Genomic DNA, 18,617 nt, shown 5'->3' with positions numbered 1-18,617 from the left:
AATCTTGCTCAATTGGTTGACATTATTTGCAAAATTTATTAAATCAGATGACCGAAATGACTGAAAATCAGAACGTTAAATCCACGCCAATTATCGGAATAATTGGAATGGGATGGGTTGGTAAGAGTTATGCCAATGCCTTTAGATCAAGGGGAGTTTCTCCCATATGTTACTCGATTGAACCTGAATACTCCAGAAATAAGGAAGCAATCAAGGATTGTGATATTGTATTAATTGCAGTTCCCACACCGACTACCCATAATGGTATTGATGACTCAATTTTGCATGATGTCATTAAGCTAGTTGGCAAAGGTCGAATAGCATTAATCAAATCTACTATTATCCCAGGGACAACCAATTCTTTGCAAGAAGCAAATCCAGAGGTAATAGTAATTCATTCACCTGAATTCCTTTCTGTAGTATCTGCTGACCATGATGCAAGTTATCCCAAAAGAAACATCATTGGACTTCCTCAGATGAATATGAAATACAATAATGCAGCATCGCTATTACTTTCTATTCTTCCTGAGGCACCCTTTACTACGGTCTGTAGTGCAATAGAGGCCGAAGTTATCAAATATGCCCACAATTGCGGCGGGTACCTACGCATCGTATTTCATAATCTTTTATACGATATATGCAAAAACATGGGTGGCGATTGGGAGAAAGTAAAGACTGCAATGGCGGCAGAGCCTAATAACTTGACTGCTTACTTGAACCCAGTACATAAGAACGGTCGAGGGGCGGGAGGGCCATGTTTTATAAAGGATTTTTCCGCTTTTTCTACTTTTTACGAAACTTTGGGCGATAGCTTAGGATCGGAAATGCTTAAGGCTATCGAAGCTAAAAATATTTCTCTACTTGAAAACAGTGGCAAGGATTTAGAAATTTTATCTTCTATATACTCTGAGGAAGTCAAGTCTATTTAGTATTGATTAGTTCAATTTTGTTGCCAAAAGGATCTTTAATATAGATGCGGTGGGTAACGTCCACCGCATCCCTTTTTTCTATATCGATGGAAAAGTGATGACAACGCTCTAAGAAACTTGGCAGGTTATTTATTCTCAAGGCAATATGAGCATATTTTGAAGGGATTAATTGCGGATCGACTCCGAAATGAATATGGATGCTTCCGCTTTTTAGCCATACTCCCCCAGTTGAACCAGGATTAAAAACTTCTTCCATACCCAGTATCGTTACATAAAAATTTCGAATATCTTCCTGTCCATTTGGAAGCATAGAGAGCTGGATATGGTCTATTGCGGTAATAAAATGATTTATTTCCATAACAAAATATACTTTTATGGATTGAATATAAAATTTTTATTACTTACAAGCCAAAACTTATATTGTGTTTTGAATTGTCTTGATTCTTATTTGTCAGTTTACCAATCAGAGAGTAAAAAATGGGCATCGGCAATAGATTGAGATTTCGAATCTCAATCTTAATCCTTCATGTGAACTCAGTTCACCGAGCTAGCCAATGCTCAATGGTAACGGGGCTGCCCTTTAGGTTTGTGAGGTGGTAAGAAACCAAGAATTGGTAGCTTGCCAACAAGTGAACAGAGCGGGTTTTCCTATGGGGCGGCAGAGTGCTAGCTCTATGCTCGGATTCAGGTCCCGCTCTGTTTTTACTTGCTTTTGGCTCGTATGGAAATTGGGGCGTCATGGCCCATTAGCAAGGGATTGAGCAGTAAAGCAAGTGACTTGTTGGAACCCTAAATTATCATTGCTCATAGACATTCGCTATTTTATTGGTGTTGTTATCACCAAAGCTACCTTGGACTGGGCTGGCTTTGTAAAACTATTGTTTTACAAAGCCAGTCGGCTAACTCGGAAGCAGGTATCAAGGCTACACTCAAACTCATCAGGGCGCTTTCTGGCTTTAAGGTTTTGGGTAAGTCAACATACCAGTGTGGACGGCAACAAACGCGTGAATGGTCGCAAGCGACATCTAGTAGTAGATATTTTGGGCTTACTAATAAGCATTTATTTATCAGGAGCCGATGTGCAAAATGGTGTTGCGAGTACCAAGTTGCTCTGGCTCAATGCCTAAGTCGGCTCTGGCGAGATTATGAGAAAACGGCGTTTGCTGCTGAGACGTTTATACGAATGCCTTTCATCGATATGATGTTGGAAAAACTTTAATTGATAAATTCAAAACATACTCTTATAATTATTTATTTTATATATAATTTTCAACCTAAATCATTAATCTATGTAATGCAAAAGATAATATATTAAGGCTGAAAATAAAACATATTATTAAAAGAGCAACTTTATTTTATGCGGACAATTCTATATATACTATCATCTTTAAATAATAATTACTTATTTTTAAATTGCATGGTGGTTTAATATTTTCATTAAAAGAGAATGAAACATAAGCTCGCTCCAATTATATTATTTGTCTATAATCGTCTTTGGCATCTACAGAAAACGATAGAGTCGCTTCAGCAATGCAAACTTGCCGAGAATAGTGATTTATATATATTTGCGGACGGCCCAAGAAACAAAAAAGATATAGGCAAAGTTTTAAAAGTCCAAGAATATATAAAACAGATAGAAGGCTTTAATATTGTACATATACATATTGAAGAGCGCAATATAGGTTTGGCTAATTCCGTTATTAAAGGTGTTTCAAAAATAATTCAAAGATATAAAAATGCGATAATATTAGAAGATGACCTAATTGTAACAAATGATTTTTTAATTGTAATGAACGATGCCTTATCTATATATAAAAATCATTCCTCTATTTTTTCAATATCAGGCTATATGATCCCAATTGAAATTCCAGAAAATTTCATGGATGATGCTATTTTATTACCTCGTGCATCTTCTTGGGGCTGGGCCACTTGGCTAGATCGTTGGAATAAAGCTGATTGGGAAATGAAAGATTACCCCATTTTTATTAAGGAAAAAATGCTCCAAAACAATTTTGCAAAAAGTGGGCGTGATTTAAACTATATGCTAATTAAGCAACATAAAGGTTTGATTGATTCTTGGGCAGTAAGATGGAATTATACTCTTTTCAAACACCAAGCTTATTGTTTATTTCTAACTAAATCGAAGGTTAGAAACATCGGTAATGATAGTTCAGGGACGCACTCTCCCAGTACAAATCGATACAATGTACAACTCAATAATGATAGTATTACTTTACCTTACTTTCCTAAAAAAAATGATATTGCTCTTAAAAAGCTACAAGTTTTTTATGAACCTAGTATCTTTCGAAAGATTATCAACTATTTCCTATTATAGAGACTCTATTGTGATTCAAAAATGAATATAAGTTGTGCTTAGGGAAGATGTCTGACACCTATTATAACAGCCTGTCTTTCAGACACTTACTTTATTATTCTAGTTTTTGTCTCATTCACTGACTTTAACAACTTCATCTTCTGCCCGTCGTAGCTCGATTTGTCCTGTATAAAATCAGGCATGATACGCATGATTCAAAGCAGTGCTGCCGGTCAAGCCCGACGTTATTTTAATTCCTCATTGCGCCAGTCGGACTATTATCTGAACGGGCAAGAACAGCCTGGCCGTTTCTATGGCCGAATTGCGGCTCGTCTGGGGATTCAAGGGCCGGTTACTAAAAACACCTTTCACGCCCTCTGCGAACACATCAATCCAATTACAGGCCAGGCACTCACTCCACGAAAAAAAGATAATCGTACGGTCGGTTACGATATAAATTTCCACTGCCCAAAATCTGTTTCCATCCTCCATGTGCTGACGGATGAGAGTCATATTCTTGATGCGTTTCAGGCCAGCGTTCAGCAAACCATGCTGGACATTGAGAGGGATGCTCAAACGCGGGTGAGAAAAAACGGCAGGGATGAAGACCGGCTGACCGGTGAACTGGTCTGGGCGGATTTTATCCACCAAACCGCACGACCTGTCGATGGAATTGTACCAGACCCGCATTTGCACTGCCATTCTTTTGTGTTCAACGTGACGTGGGACGCGGTTGAGAACCAATTCAAGGCGGGGCAGTTTCGGAATATCAAGCGAGATATGCCTTACTATCAGGCACGGTTTCACAAAATCCTGTCGGATAAATTGATTGATCTTGGCTATCGCATCCGGCGAACGCATACAGCCTTTGAAATTGCTGGTGTGCCTGAACGCATCATTGATCTGTTTTCCAAGCGCACGAATGAGATTGGCCAGATAGCTAACGAACTGGGTATTACCGATGCCTCTGAACTGGACGCTTTGGGAGCACGAACCCGCGCCAAAAAGCAAAAAGGTCTGACCATGACCCAACTCAAACAGGCATGGCGCAAGCAGATTCTGGCTATGGGGATGACCGATCAGGGGGAAGGCGATCAGCCGATCCGCTTTGCCCCTGTCAAAGAGACGCCTGCCCTTACGTCTAAGAATTGCGTTGACCATGCGCTCCATTTGCGGTTTGAACGGGCCTCCGTCATGCCCGATCGACGCATTCTTGAAACCGCTTACCGACATAGTATCGGCAACCTATCGTTAAAGGTCGATCAGATCACGGAGTCTTTTGGCCGTGACCATCGGATACTAAAAATCAAGGACGGGGCCAAAACGCTCTGCACGACGAAAGAGGTCCTGGCCGAGGAACGGCGCATGGTGCAGCTTGCCCGACAAGGACAAGGCACATTGCAGCCACTTTACCAAAATGCGCCACCGATAACATTGGACGGGGAACAGGCGGAAGCAGTCCGCCATGTGCTGACGACGACCAACCGCGTGGCGATCATTCGCGGGAAAGCAGGCACGGGTAAAACAACCCTTATGAAAGAAGCCATTCATCGGATCGAGCGGACAGGTCGAACCGTGACAGTCGTGGCCCCGACTGCACAAGCGGCACGGGGCGTGTTGCGGGAGGAAGGATTTACGGAGGCCGAAACCGTGGCACAACTCCTCTCCTCTCCCGATTTCCAAAGCCGTCTACTGGATGGCGTTTTATGGGTCGATGAAGCCGGATTGTTGAACACGAAGGATATGACCGCCCTGCTGGATATGGTCATTGAGAAAAATGCACGACTGATTTTAAGTGGAGATACACGACAACATGCCAGCGTCATACGGGGTGATGCTTTGCGAATTCTCAATACGGTCGCCGGTATCAAATCTGCCGAAGTGAGCCGGATATACCGGCAACGCGATCTTGATTACCGCAAGGCGGTGCAAGCCCTGTCAAAAGGTGATGTGAAAACAGCATTTGAAACACTGAACGACATGGGGGCGATCAAGACGGTTGATAAGGTCAGCCCGTTTACGCGACTGGCGAATGAGTATGGCGCTGCCCTGAAACGCGGCAAAATGGCGCTGGTGATTTCACCGACACATCAACAGGGCGAATTGGTAACCCAGGCTATCCGGAAACAATTGCGCCAGGCCGGAAAGATTGCGGATCAGGAAGCTCCTGCTTTGCAACTGGTTAATACCAATATGACGGAAGCTGAAAAAAGCGATTGCCGTAATTACCGCAAAGGGCAGATCGTCCAGTTCAATCAGAATGTACCCGGCTTCGAGCGCGGATCACGCTGGTCGGTTGTGTCGGTTAATGACACACAAGTCATCCTGAAAGACAGTCACGATAATCAGACCACTCTCCCGCTTGACCGGATTCAGCGATTTGACGTGTACCGGCAGAGTGAAATCAATCTGGCCAAAGGCGATACCGTCCGGATTACCCGCAACGGTTTTGATCGCAACAAAAAGCGGTTAAATAACGGCCAGATTTTGGAAGTGGTTGCTGTCGATCAAAATGGCACCATGCGGTTTCGTAACACAATCAGCAAGGTAAATTACACTTTACCGAATAGTTTTGGCCATCTGGCGTATGCCCATTGCCTGACCTCCCATGCCGCCCAAGGCAAAACGGTCGATGAGGTTTTTATCGCACAACCAGCCGCCACCTTTGCGGCCACCAACCTGAACCAGTTTTATGTTTCCGTGTCACGGGCGCGGGATCGGGTACATATCTACACCGATAATACTGCCACGTTAATAAACCGTGCCTCAGAATTGGGTGATCGCCTGTCGGCATTGGAACTGGTGAAAAGAAAAAAATCAAGCCAGCAGACGGCGGAACATCTGATCCGTACTAAACGGCCAGTGCCGACTACCGTAAAGGCCAGACGCGAACCAGAGCCGGTTCAAAAACCGATGCAGCGAAAGCAGACGCCTTATGCACCACGTCCAACACTTTAAAGCGAATTTTGATCATTCAGATAGTGAGGCAGCAACAGATACTCCGACGGGGTATGCGGCCAATGGTGCCGAATTTCATGATACGGATAGTACGGTTCGGAATGTCTCTTTTGTTTGGCCGGATGGTCGCAAGGCTTTTTTTAACTATGCCTATCTGGTAGCTGTCGATCTGGTACTTTCGGACAATCTGAACGTTATGCTGCTTTATTTCAGTGGGCAGATTGTGACATTAAAAGGCTATCATTTAGGGCTATTGTTCGATCTACTGCTCAATCATATCCCGAAAACCATCACGGCCATTGATCCCCGCTACAGGGTTGATGGACAAACGACGGAGGATTGTTTAGTTATCGAAATCATGGTCAAAAATGAGTGACTCTGGCTTTTGCGGAGATTAGAGTATATATTCTCCGCAAAATATGCGGAGAATATGCTTGACAATGCGGAGATAATCGGTTATATTCAACGCATATTGTGCGGAGATTAGACCATGTATATTTATCAAAGGCGGGATTGGCCGCATTTTCATTGGGATCAGGAGCGGTTAGCAAACCCGTTGGCCCTGCTGCGCCACAAGCAAGGACGGCTTATCGGGCGGATGGAAGGCTTGGGGTTTTCCCTCCGGTCGGAAGCTATTCTGCAAACCCTAACGCTGGATGTGCTTAAATCCAATGAAATTGAGGGCGAAAAGCTGGATCAGGATCAAGTTCGTTCGTCCATTGCTCGCAGGTTGGGAATTGAAACCTTTGGGCTGGTGCCGGTTGACCGCAACGTTGAAGGCGTGGTGGATATGTTGCTAGATGCAACCCAGCATTTCGATCAACCATTGACCAAAGACCGGCTGTTTGGCTGGCATGCGGCATTGTTTCCAACGGGACATAGCGGCATGCACAAAATCACGATTGCCGATTGGCGGGGCAATGAAGCCGGACCGATGCAGGTGGTCTCCGGCCCATTAGGACGGGAACGGGTTCATTTTCAGGCTCCCGATGCGTCGGTTCTCGATCTGGAAATGCAGCAGTTCCTGGACTGGTTTAATCGTGATATAAAACATGATCCGGTGATGAAAGCCGCCATTGCGCATTTATGGTTTGTCACGATCCACCCGTTTGACGATGGCAATGGCCGGATTGGCCGGACTATCGCCGATATGCAACTGGCCCGGGCGGATGGCAGTGCGCAACGGTTTTACAGTATGTCAGCCCAAATCCGTAAAGAGCGCAATCGGTACTATGAGATGCTGGAAAAAACGCAAAAGGGCGACCTCGATATTACCGAGTGGCTGGATTGGTTTTTAGGCTGTCTGGATCGCGCCTTAAGCGCTACCGAAGAGACCCTGGCCGGAGTCTTGAAAAAAGCCCGTTATTGGGAATGGCTGGTGACCAAAACGATCAGTGAACGGCAACGGCTCATGCTTAACAAGATGCTCGACGGGTTTGAAGGGAAATTGACCTCATCCAAATGGGCAAAGATTGCCAAATGTTCGCAGGACACGGCATTACGGGATATTCAGAACCTGATTGAACTAGGCATATTGGTTAAGGATGAATCAGGGGGCCGGAGTACCAGCTACCTGCTGAAAGAGATCGCATGACATCGCTTCCCTTATGAATGGAACTGACGGAATCTTGACTATTTCTCCGAATCTTCCTTGCAAATCGAACACATTGTATTCGATTTGCAAGGAAGATATTCAATCACAAAGCCGTTATTGTTTCATGAAATTGAAAAAAGCCGGATGGATATTGACCCATCCGGCTTTCTACTTAGTTAGCATTCGGCTTATTCTTGCGGATTTTGACCGGAATGTCCTGGCCCAGGATTTTTAGAGACAGATTTAATCCGTCTTTATCGCCGTGCTCCCAGGCAACACCCGCTTTGATCCAGTCTGGTTTGTCAGCGCCCTCTTTGGTTTTTAGAAAATAAACCGTGTGGGTCGGTTCTTTAGGATTGGTTTCGGTTTGTGTCGTCATCATCAATTCTCCTTTCTTTGTGGTTGATGATGGAAGCGGACAACGCCCCTGAAGCGGTGACAGCTTTCCGAAGGCCAAAAATCGATGCACAGTGTCTATTTTTTGCCGAAGTCTTTAGATCGTTTTTACCTATAAAAAAGAGGGATTAGCGTCATCACCAGCGATTGGGCTAAGCTGCCATCAACTATCAACCGACGGAAGAAAGAGCCTATTGAAGAGGTAGCAAAACCGCCAATGCTCCGACCTATCCGTTTTGGTAAAACCTCAGTTTCAGGGACAAGCCCGTTTATGAATGTATTCAGCCGCCTTTTGTGCGTGGGAAGCTGCCGAGAAAATAAAGCGCTTGTCATCTTTCAGAACCTTCAGCCAGGTTTCGATATAAGCCGCATGATGGGAATCCGGCATGGGTTCAAAGCCGAGGTCGGCCGCTAAGAAGCAAGCTCCCAGTTCGGCCACTAACTCTTCCTTGGCATACCCTTCATCACCATACTGTTTGCGGCCCAAATCACGGTTCAACCGGTTGGGATGTTTCGTCCAATGACAAATTTCATGGCCCAAAATTGCGTAATAGCGAGTAGCACTTTCAAAGCTTTCAAATGGTGGCATCTGTATCCGGTCAGTTGCCAACGTATAGGACGCTTGATGCCCGGTATAAATATCGGCTTTAGTCTGGGCAAAGAAATTCTCAAGTTCCTGATTGCGCTGCTCAGGATTCATCACGACAGATTCAGGCACTTTGTAAAAAGGGTCCGATAAGCCTTCGATTTGAGAAGCATTAAAGACGGTGTAACATTTCAAAAACGGGATCTGCTTAGTCTTCACATCTCCATTTTGATCTTCATCTTCTTTCGTGATTTTGTCCGCATAGACAACCTGCGTGCCTTTTTCCCCTTTACGGACATTGGCCTTCAACTCGGTTGCCTGTTTGAAAGTCATCCAATAGGGCGACGTATAGCCCTGCTCGGCAGCCGTTCCCCACAGCATGAGCGTATTGATACCACTATATGGGATGTTATTCCAACGCAGTGGACGCATGACCTGACCGGCTAAATGATCGGCATTCCAGGGTTTGCGCCAGGTCAGATTGCCGTTTTCGAGATCAGCGATGATTTTACCGGTGACGCGGGCATAAATATCAGTTGGTGTGGCGGTTTCAGGATTCAAGGTTTTCTCCTTTGCGATACGGTTTTTACGGGTAATGTTGGTCATGATGTGTTCTCCACGGTCAGGGTTGCGGGGATGACAAAACCAGGCGCTTACAGCGAGTGAACCGGCCAGAATTTTGGGTGGGCGGGGATGCGGAACGCAGGCGAAAATTGTTGTTGGTGGAATGAGCGGTATCGGGTAAATCGCCGGAATCAAACCTGACCAGTGAGAAAATCGGTGACCAATCAACCCTCGGCGAAGTGGAATTGAAACGTAATTTTAGCCAGGCATTAAACCCTGATCAGCGAAGGAATAATAATTTCGAGATGTCACAACCAGATGATCAAGAACAGCGATATCCAACAGCTTTCCGCCCTGCGACAGTTTACGGGTCAGCGTCCGGTCGGCCTCACTGGGGTGTAAATTTCCGCTGGGGTGGTTGTGAGCCAAAATGATGGCCGTCGCCTTGGCCTTTAAGGCCGTAACAAACACGATTTTGGGATCGACAATACAGGCACTCATTCCGCCAGTGGCAATGTCCGAAATCCCCAGACAATTTCTCTGATTGTCCAGGAGCAGGATTTTAAATTGCTCGACCAATTCCAGCTTGTTTTCGTCCCAGGACTGTTTCAGAATTTCGTGAGCGGTAACCGAGGTTACGATCTGGATTCGCTCGGAATACGGGATTTTGTTCCGGTAGCTAATTTCAACCTCCGAAACCTTGAACAACGATTGAAGCGTTAGTTGCTGCATCGCCTTCCCCTTAGAGTGTTAGATTTCGCTGGTGCATATGCCACGCATTGACATCTTTATGCGGGGCATAGACTTTATTCATAGGGGTATGTTTCAGATCGGCCTCAGTTTGGAAGAATTCCGTTAACGAAGCCGTTGCTTGTTCTCCGGCTTTATCATTATCCATCCAGCTATAAGCGATGCGGTAGCCATAATTCCGAATGTATGGCGTGACCTGCTTCAAGCAGGATAGAGAATTCAGGATAATGGTGTCAGCTTTGAGTCCTTTGCCGTTCAACTGGCTGATCACTGACAGATAATCCATAAAGCCCTCGAAAAGATGAATAAGGTCTGGTTTCGTTGTTCGCCCTCGAATAAATGTAATGGCTTTAGAGCCAAGGCATCCTTTGAAAAATGGATTTCTCAGCTCAAATCCGCCCTCTTCATTGGCAAAACCGAGTGCATAGAAATTTTTTCTGGTTCGCGAATTGTGAACGCGAAGCTCTTTCAACTGTTGGCAGGCAGTTTCCAGCGAAATACCCCGCTTTTCCAAATAATGGATTAAGCCGAGATGTTGAATGTTCTTTTTCGCTTTCAGAATCAAACCGAAATCATCTTTTACAATCTCATTCGTATTCGCGTAAACCGGGGTAATTTCGCAAGGTGTACCCCCCATGTTCTTGATCCAGCGTAAGGCATCGGATACGGTATGTTCTTCGCAGGTCGATTTGAGATAAGCGCACACAAAATCAACCAGATCACCACCAATGCCCTCGCCGAAATCGTGCCAGCGATTAGTTCGAGTATCGACCTGAAAACTGGCCGTTTTTTCCGCTCTCAGCGGAGACAGATACCATAATTTTGCATTTCGGGTGCGCTCGGGTTGACGATGCAGCTTGCCCAGAATTTCGAACATAGGTATCTTATTCGCATGTTCTATATTCATTGCGATCTCTCAAAAGACGGATGGAATGTGGAGCAAAGAGTCATGAACCGTTCGGCAAAAACGGTTTATGACCTGATATTTTACGCCCTAAGGCGTTGTTCGAGGAATTTGTCCAAATCCGAACGGCGATAGCGAACGGATCGTCCTACTTTGATGGGCTTTAGATCATAGCGTTTCGTGCAATCCCAAACCGCCAGCGTACCCGGAGAAACACGGAGATATCTGGCTGCGCTTTTTCGATCTAGTAACGGTTCTGGAGGGTTTTTATCGGGCATTTAAAATTCCTTTTGTATCGGAAGATCTGTAATCAGGAACTATCACTGGATGTTTCCATTACAGACCGACACCTAAAGGCTTTTGGCGAACGATGTCAATTCAATCTATGCTTGATTAATGAATGATAAATCCGGTTTATGACCTGGTTGAAAGTTATGTCTGATTGAGCGGTGAAAATTGATTTTTTAAGTTAAATTTCGTCCGCTGACGGATTGATTCTATCCCGTCTGATTGGTTTGGAATGACTGATGAATCTTACTATTTAACGCAACGGGTCATCGCTGAATATCTCGCTCCTAATTGAGCCATAGCCGCCATTGGGTTCTGATTCAATCGCGGTGATGAGTGAATTTCGAAAAAGTACCTTTCGACGTAATAATCGCACCGATGAACCGGCCAAAACCCGCCCGTCCGTGCCCCTGGCGTTTTAGCATTTTCAAGCAGACGGAGTGATTGATGGCTGCGCGTTACGTGTCCAAATAGCGTTCCACGGTATCCGGTAGGTTGGCCAAAAGATGCCAGCGATCAGCCACAGCTGCGGCTGGACAGCCTGAAACCACAAGCGTTTTGAGTTTATTGATAGCAGCCTCACGCGTAAGCTCCTTTGCAAAGAGGCTGTTTCTTTCTGTTATCCGGCCTATAATGGGCCAGCGTTAATCTGTGCATCACGAACAAAGAGATTCTCTGGTGACCAACCCGGACATCGAACGAAAAGCTGCGGCCAACATGGCCAAGATACTCACCGCGATGTGCGTCAGAAACACGACGCTGGAAGATATGCACACTGGCATCGTTCCGATTACCCACACGGGTGATTATTCTGACGTCAGGATCATCGACGCAAACGGCACGGAGCTGTCCTGGGATCAGGCCTCTAAAATCAATGATGCCGACATGAAGATCCTCATGAAGACCATTGTTGATCGGTTGTATACGTTCTTTGTGCAAGGGGAAGACCCGCGCTTTGAACAAACGGTTGACTATTATCGACGCTGTACCCTGCAATGGGATGAGCCTGAGCCGGAAATAGATCATACGTTAAAGAGGAAGACGTGACGACGCTTTAGCTGGAGGTCTGAATAATAGCTTACAGCCGTCGATACGCTATTTATGTCGGTGCAAACTCAAGCCCGTTATTCCCTTTTCTGTAGTTCTCGCTCTAAATCCTCAATCGTTGGTAAGGTTCCTTTTAAATTACTTGGAATATGGTCGGTTAGCCGGTACTCGGAAATGTCAATGGGCTTGTTAATATCCTTCAGTGCGTATTCAGCAATGACTTTATCCTTGTCCTGGCAGATCAATAGACCAATACTCGGTTGATCAAGTTCTGTTTTCAACTGATCATCCACGACCGATAAATAAAAATTGAGTTTGCCTGCGTATTCTGGTTTAAAAGCCCCTCGCTTTAATTCAATGACGACATAGGCACGCAACTTCAAATGATAAAACAAGAGGTCGAGATGATAGTCCTGATTGCTAACCTCCAGATGATATTGCTTGCCCACAAAGGCAAACCCGGCTCCCAGTTCCAGCAAGAATTTTGTGATATGATCCGTTAAGGCATTTTCAAGATCTTTTTCCTGATAATCATCCCGAAGCGTTAGGAAATCGAACAAATAAGGGTCTTTTGTCAGTTGCTGGGCCAGGTCTGATTGAGGAGAAGGCAAGCGACTTTCAAAGTTGGTAATAGCCTTACCCTGTCTTTGATTGAGGCCGCTTTTGATTTGCAAACTCAGCATATCGCGTGACCAACCGTGTTCAAGGGCTTTTGCCATGTAAAATAGGCGCTCCTCATCCCCTTTAACCTTATCCATCAAAATGACATGATGGGACCAGGACAATTGGGCAACGGATCGTTGCCCAATTGTAAAGTCTGGATAGGCAGCCGCAAATTGGCGCATATACTTGACGTTACGATGCGACAAACCTTTCATATCCGGGAATTCGCGCTGTAAGTCGGCAGCTAATTGTGCCGTTACTTTATCACCCCACTGAGCCTGCTCTTGTTGGCGTAAAATACGGTTGCCAATTTGCCAATATAGTTGTAGCAGTTCGGCATTAGCCGCAATTGTAGCTCGCAATCTTGCTTGCTGAATATTGGCTTTCAATTCATCCAGAAGCTGGAAGTAAGTATTAGGCAGGTGCTTAGACATGAGAGCAAAATACCATAGGGCTGTGAAAAGAAAAAGCCTTATCCGAATTATCCTTATTCAGTGCCTGTAGAGCAACCGCGTCAATATAATCAGCATAGTCCTGCATCATTTTTGTGCGTTGGGGCAAAAACTGTGCGCGGTCATACGCCCGGTCAACACTACTTTTTGGAACGTGTGCGAGTTGTCGATCCGCAACTTCATGAGAGTAGCCCAATTTTTCTTTTACGATTCCCAGTGCGAGGGATCGAAATCCATGACCGGTCATTTTGCCGTTATAGCCCATCCGCTTGATGGCAACCAGCATCGTGTTTTTGCACATAGGCTTTCTCGGATTATAATAGCCGGGAAAGATAAATTCCCGGTTCGCATTCAATTCTTCCAGCTCTCGAAAAATCGCCAGCGACTGTCGCGATAATGGAACGATATGAGGCAGATTCATCTTCATCCGCTCGGCAGGAATCACCCACATCGCTTTTTCAAAATTGATTTCTTCCCATCGGGCTTCCACCAGTTCACAGGTACGCACGAACGTAAGAAGCAATAAGTTGAGTGCCAGAAAAGTTTGCCGATGAACCCGGTCCTGATAATTAGTCAGGCAAGCGAGAAATTCAGGAAATTCATCGACCGAAATGGATGCGTAATGCCCTCGCTTAAATTTCTTCATAGCAGCCCCTAAACCATATGTGGGATCACTTTCGGCCCGACCGGTAGCAATGGCATATTTAAAGACATGGCTACACACCGCCTTCATCCGACGAGACAGATCAGGAGCTGTTTTTTCGATCTTTTGAAGGCAGCTTAGCATCATCAAGGGTTTTATATCCGCCAGCGGAAAGCTGCCCAGGGACGGAAATACGTATTTCTCAAAGCGGTGCTTAATGATATCGGCGTGTTTTGGCTTCCATAAAGGAATCTGCTTCCCATACCATTCCAGGGCCATCGATTTAAAATCCAGTTGTTGGTTCAAAGCTTGCATCTGAGCCGCTTGTAACCGTTTTAAGACGGGATCGATGCCAACCTTTATTTCTCTTTTGATTTCTTCTTTGGCCCTACGGGCATCCGCAATCGAAACGGTGGGGTAGGCACCAATTGAAATGCGTTTTTCCTTACCATGAAGTCGATACTTAAGCCGCCAGAATTTTGTCCCGTTCGGGGTGACTTCCAGATACAACCCTTCACCGTCTGCCATCTTATACGGTTTGATTTTGGGTTTCGCTGCCTGACAGGTCATATTTGACAAAGCCATTGCTACACCCCCTGATTCACGTTGCTAAAAATCACCGTATCCATCGGCACTTTCATGCCCCCATTCATGCCCCCACTTTTGGTTACTGTGGGTATATGATAGGAATAGATTGATAAAGCGATGATAGCCTTAACGTGCTGCGAAAATTGACTAATTTTCGCTTTGGTAATGATCAATAATGGCAGTAAAAAAAAGAGTGGTGCCGGATGTCGCATCGCCATTTTCTTCCCAAGTGCTTGAATTCATTCGTATTGAAACGGATTCTTCGTCTGAGTGCCCCCAATTATGCCCCCAGTTACAATAAATGCCCGTAACCTATCGTATCATCTGGCTATTCTTTATGCAACCAAAACGTGTGAAGAGCCGTACTATATCATTATGGGTAACCGCTTTGCGGTGTGACGAAAGGCGTTTCTTACTAAATAGTGCGAAGTTCCTGCATCATATCCACCAGAGAGATAACCGTGACATCTTTAGCAATCGGATAACGTTCTGTACCTGAATAGACCACAAACGGTCTGGTCGCGCCAATGTCTTCGCAGCTTAAATAAAACCCTTTTTCCAATTAATTGGGAGGTGTTTTACGGCTTTTTTGCCTAAATTGGACAGTGAATCGTTCGCTTGGTTCATTGGTAAAGTGCAAGAATGTGTTGAGCAAAAATCGCTCTTTATAGCTGATGCAGTTACTGCTCACAAGTTTCAACTATTTGACAACCAAGTGATGGTATTTGAGCGATTACCCGCAGCCTGTCCAGAACTAAATCCTGTCGAACGCTTTTTCAAAGAGGTGCAAAAACAGCTAAAACACCGTTTTTTTTGATTCTTTATATAAAGCTCAGGATCGTATTCAGATAATTGTCAAGCAACTCTTCGAACACTAAGAAAAGGTTGTTTTGAACTTGCTACTATAATCCCGATTAGAGGTTTCAGTGTCACTTTCTTTTGGTGACTCTTCAGATTCATCTTTATCAGATGTTTCTTCCGACAATGAATTTCCTGGTTCTACAACTGGCTCTTTCTCATTATCTGCATCTGGAGTTGAACCTTATTGCACACCATTCGGTTCCGGTCCTCTATTATTGTATTGTTCGAATGAGTTTGGATCGCTTTCTTCGGAAGAATTATCGTCGGCTGCAGCGGATTCATCTTTAGTACCCCGACTTTTAGAACTCTCATTTTGTGTATTACCCATAAACTGATCAGGGTCATCGTCAATTTTCTGGTTCAACTTATTTTCCCAAATGTCAAGTATTTTATTAGCAACTTTGATTTGTTTATCCTTCATACTATTAGCCACCGTTTCATTCACCTCTTTTGATGTTTCTTCATTAATACGTGTCTGTTCTGTAAGAATATTAAAATGTGAGTTAGCTTCGGCATGTAATTCATTAATTCTGTTTAGTTCTGGAACAAGATCTTCGTATAATTTTCTATTTTTTTTGTAGGCATTTGACAAAGCTATATCTGTTGCCAGAAATGGGTATTTGTTAATTAAATCTACGTAACGAAAATTTACACTTTTGGTATCATCTATGTAATCTTTAAGTCTTCGATTATACTCTTCTGGATTTTGCATTGATTTTAAAAGTACTGGAGATAATTCAATAAGTATGACTAAAAGCGTTATAAACCAATTAGCTTGATTAGCATTCTTTGCCTTTAAAATTGCGTTTTCCAATGAAACGTTTAGTGTTTTTAATGGGTTACTTATATTAGAATTCTCAGCCGTCTGAATTTTGGAACTATCACTTTGTAAGTTACCAGATTTATCTCTTTGGGCAGCAACATCCACTGAGGACAGTAAACCCAGAGCTACATATGCCTCTAAAATAGTGGGAGTTGTATTTGCGATTTGCTTTTTTACTGTTTCAACGGAGCATTCTGAGCCTGTATTAGCTAAATATTCTATTGTCTTTTTGCTTCTCTCTGTACGAGTTTTAATATCATCATTTAATAATTTAACCTCTTTTCTAGTATCTTGTATCTGCTTTTCTAGACCAAAATAAGCAGATGTGCTATCTTTACCAGTTCCAGCTCGTCCAGAAGTTTCATATTCATTACCACTACAAGTAAAAACTCCTCCTATGCCTGCAATTTCTCTTGCCTTAGCTCTGCCATAACAGGAAATTTTAGCATTTAAAATGTCGACGGTATGCTTATTAGCCGTAATTTGAGTTGTATCATTTCGATATTGTAATATCCTTTGCCTATTTGCTTGGTATTGCTCGTATTGGCACTCATTTATTTTAATTCTTATTCTTTCCTCTTTTATTTCTTTTTCAAAAATTTTAAACTCTAATGGCTTGGCAATCACTAAGCCTATAATTAAAGAAATCACCAATCTGAGTATAAGGGGAGCATGCTTTTTAATGTTCTGCCAAACTAGTGGCCATCCCGACAAATTTTTATCATCTTCGCTATCATCGTAGCTTTGTCCCAATGTAGCAACAATCATACTATCAATAGACAATATGAATAGTCCCCATAAAAGCCCTGCAAAAGCGGCTGAATATCCATTATGAAAGACGGTAAAAAGAGCCAGACCACCAGTAAAACAAGCAGTAATTGCAGTTAATAGTAATGTTGCTCCGACCCAACTGAATTTACTTTGATCAGAATGAGCAGTCTTTAGAATAAAAACATTGGCACCGGCCAAAAACCATAGAAATTCTTTCATCACTTTAGCTTATTTAAAATATTAGAAAAGCCTTTTTGAATGAATAAAATCCAGCGATAGAAATAAAATCTCATATATTCTAGAGAATTTATTTTATCTTCTTTTTTCAATGAGCTATTAATCCATTCAAGATTATCTTTTATTCTTTCCTTATAATCTGAGTCAAGATCACTTAAGCTGGGCCAACCCTCCCAATTCTTCATAATATTTGGCTTTATCTTAACAATTGGTATATTTACTAATGTAAGCTTAAATTGAGGAAGTTCCGAAAAAGTATTAGTAGAAAAGTTTATAGGAGAGATTTTCACTTCACTACTTATACCTACCATATCTGGCAAATGAATTACCTTAAAGATATTTTCTCTCGCTCTTGCCTTTAAAAACTCAAATTCTGCTTTTTTTAACTCAGTACGAACATCAATGTTTTTTAATCGTTCACTTGGATCCTTACTTAATAGTTTAATAACCAAGTCTAAAATTGACATGGGCAATTCTTTTTGTAAAGTTTCATTCGGGAGTATAAGAGGGGGTATAGAGCTGTTTTTAACAGTGTACATAAATGCTTCTATCTTTTTAGAACCTAATATATAAGGGGGAGCGCCTGACAAGCATTCGTATAATACAACACCTAATGAATAAAAGTCAGTAGGTTCAGATGGATCTTCATCACTATAAAAGCGCTCAGGAGAAGCATATTCAGGTGTAAATGAAAAAAGCCCCGTAGAGGGATTCTGGCCTTTAAGCCGAGATATACCAAAATCAGTTAGTAGAAATTGTATTTCGCCGTTTGGTTTATCTCGGTATAGAATGTTTTCAGGTTTTATATCATAGTGAAAAATATCTTTCCCATGAATCAGTCGGAGAGCCTCTTCCATCTGTAGCCCTAAATGGATTGTGGTAAGTATGTCTAATGTATTGTTTTTCTTCAGTAAACCTCGTATGTCACCTTTTTCTACCCACTCCATAATTATGTGGGGCAAGTGCGCTTCCAAATGGCGAGATTTTACTTTCACAATATTTTTATGAGTAAGTGACATCATTCTGTCTGCTTCTCGTTCAAAGCGTCTCAAGTCCCCCTCATCAATAGTTGTAGGAAAAAACTTGATGGCTACAATTTCTTTAGTTCTTCGGTGCTTGCCCTTGAATACTGTAGCATTGGCTTTACCAAGATTACCTAGATACTCATAGTCGGGAAAATGCTTCTCGTAATAGTCCTTATCTCGAGCGAAAGCTTCTTCTTTAAAATTAGGTGTGGGCATGGGGCTGG

Annotated in this window: 17 protein-coding genes; 7 read left to right on the top strand and 10 right to left on the bottom strand. The window is 43.4% G+C overall.

From position 1 onward, the window contains the following. Positions 1-56: 56 nt before the first annotated feature. On the top strand, positions 57-929 hold the full coding sequence (locus ACO064_RS16510; RefSeq protein ID WP_421828361.1) for a hypothetical protein: 873 nt from the start codon (positions 57-59) through the stop codon (positions 927-929). Here the strand turns inward: ACO064_RS16510 and ACO064_RS16505 are convergent. After that, on the bottom strand, positions 922-1,287 hold the full coding sequence (locus tag ACO064_RS16505) for a VOC family protein (RefSeq protein ID WP_421828360.1): 366 nt from the start codon (positions 1,285-1,287) through the stop codon (positions 922-924). The genes ACO064_RS16510 and ACO064_RS16505 overlap by 8 nt on opposite strands. 1,089 nt (positions 1,288-2,376) lie before the next feature. Here ACO064_RS16505 and ACO064_RS16500 point away from each other — a divergent pair. From ACO064_RS16500 to ACO064_RS16485, 4 genes are all read left to right on the top strand, one after another. Continuing rightward, complete coding sequence (locus ACO064_RS16500; protein WP_421828359.1) at positions 2,377-3,264, top strand: sugar transferase; 888 nt, start codon at positions 2,377-2,379, stop codon at positions 3,262-3,264. A gap of 180 nt (positions 3,265-3,444) precedes the next feature. Continuing rightward, positions 3,445-6,201 carry a MobF family relaxase gene (mobF, locus tag ACO064_RS16495; RefSeq protein ID WP_421828358.1) on the top strand — a complete coding sequence of 919 codons (2,757 nt, stop codon included), beginning with the start codon at positions 3,445-3,447 and terminating at the stop codon, positions 6,199-6,201. Next, the gene (locus ACO064_RS16490; RefSeq protein WP_421828357.1) at positions 6,179-6,577 is read left to right on the top strand and encodes a hypothetical protein; all 399 of its coding nucleotides are present in this window, start codon (positions 6,179-6,181) and stop codon (positions 6,575-6,577) included. The genes mobF and ACO064_RS16490 overlap by 23 nt, the downstream gene beginning before the upstream one ends. A gap of 114 nt (positions 6,578-6,691) precedes the next feature. Beyond that, on the top strand, positions 6,692-7,795 hold the full coding sequence (locus ACO064_RS16485; protein WP_421828356.1) for a Fic family protein: 1,104 nt from the start codon (positions 6,692-6,694) through the stop codon (positions 7,793-7,795). A gap of 172 nt (positions 7,796-7,967) precedes the next feature. On the opposite strand, the gene ACO064_RS16480 is transcribed toward ACO064_RS16485, so the two are convergent. The 5 genes from ACO064_RS16480 to ACO064_RS16460 form a co-directional block, all read right to left on the bottom strand. After that, positions 7,968-8,177: a hypothetical protein gene (locus ACO064_RS16480; RefSeq protein WP_421828355.1), complete on the bottom strand. Its 210-nt coding sequence runs from the start codon at positions 8,175-8,177 to the stop codon at positions 7,968-7,970. Between the two features lie 267 nt (positions 8,178-8,444). After that, positions 8,445-9,536 carry an ArdC family protein gene (locus ACO064_RS16475; protein ID WP_421828354.1) on the bottom strand — a complete coding sequence of 364 codons (1,092 nt, stop codon included), beginning with the start codon at positions 9,534-9,536 and terminating at the stop codon, positions 8,445-8,447. A 63-nt stretch (positions 9,537-9,599) separates the two neighbouring features. Then, the gene (locus ACO064_RS16470; protein WP_421828353.1) at positions 9,600-10,073 is read right to left on the bottom strand and encodes a JAB domain-containing protein; all 474 of its coding nucleotides are present in this window, start codon (positions 10,071-10,073) and stop codon (positions 9,600-9,602) included. 10 nt (positions 10,074-10,083) lie between these two features. Continuing rightward, positions 10,084-10,968 carry a toprim domain-containing protein gene (locus ACO064_RS16465; protein WP_421828352.1) on the bottom strand — a complete coding sequence of 295 codons (885 nt, stop codon included), beginning with the start codon at positions 10,966-10,968 and terminating at the stop codon, positions 10,084-10,086. A gap of 110 nt (positions 10,969-11,078) precedes the next feature. Beyond that, positions 11,079-11,273 carry a helix-turn-helix domain-containing protein gene (locus ACO064_RS16460; RefSeq protein WP_421828351.1) on the bottom strand — a complete coding sequence of 65 codons (195 nt, stop codon included), beginning with the start codon at positions 11,271-11,273 and terminating at the stop codon, positions 11,079-11,081. Between the two features lie 661 nt (positions 11,274-11,934). Here ACO064_RS16460 and ACO064_RS16455 point away from each other — a divergent pair. Beyond that, positions 11,935-12,330 (top strand): hypothetical protein, encoded by a 396-nt coding sequence (locus ACO064_RS16455; protein ID WP_421828350.1) that lies wholly within the window; start codon positions 11,935-11,937, stop codon positions 12,328-12,330. Positions 12,331-12,407: 77 nt separating this feature from the next. Here the strand turns inward: ACO064_RS16455 and ACO064_RS16450 are convergent, their stop codons facing one another. After that, positions 12,408-13,427: a PDDEXK nuclease domain-containing protein gene (locus tag ACO064_RS16450; RefSeq protein ID WP_421828349.1), complete on the bottom strand. Its 1,020-nt coding sequence runs from the start codon at positions 13,425-13,427 to the stop codon at positions 12,408-12,410. Next, positions 13,420-14,658 (bottom strand): tyrosine-type recombinase/integrase, encoded by a 1,239-nt coding sequence (locus ACO064_RS16445; RefSeq protein WP_421828348.1) that lies wholly within the window; start codon positions 14,656-14,658, stop codon positions 13,420-13,422. Before ACO064_RS16445 ends, ACO064_RS16450 begins: the two co-directional genes overlap by 8 nt. Positions 14,659-15,220: 562 nt before the next feature. Between ACO064_RS16445 and ACO064_RS16440 the strand changes: the two genes are divergently transcribed. Beyond that, positions 15,221-15,493, top strand: a complete 273-nt coding sequence (locus ACO064_RS16440) for a transposase (RefSeq protein ID WP_421831032.1) — start codon at positions 15,221-15,223, stop codon at positions 15,491-15,493. Positions 15,494-15,718: 225 nt separating this feature from the next. On the opposite strand, the gene ACO064_RS16435 is transcribed toward ACO064_RS16440, so the two are convergent. After that, complete coding sequence (locus ACO064_RS16435) at positions 15,719-17,350, bottom strand: DUF4407 domain-containing protein (RefSeq protein ID WP_421828347.1); 1,632 nt, start codon at positions 17,348-17,350, stop codon at positions 15,719-15,721. Next, positions 17,350-18,609, bottom strand: a complete 1,260-nt coding sequence (locus ACO064_RS16430; protein WP_421828346.1) for a serine/threonine-protein kinase — start codon at positions 18,607-18,609, stop codon at positions 17,350-17,352. Before ACO064_RS16430 ends, ACO064_RS16435 begins: the two co-directional genes overlap by 1 nt. Between the last annotated feature and the right edge of the window lie 8 nt (positions 18,610-18,617).

This window comes from Larkinella sp., assembly GCF_965227735.1.
Lineage (GTDB): Bacteria > Bacteroidota > Bacteroidia > Cytophagales > Spirosomataceae > Larkinella.
The sequence above is the reverse complement of the archived record's forward strand: the minus strand, read 5'-3'. Positions and strand labels throughout refer to the sequence as shown.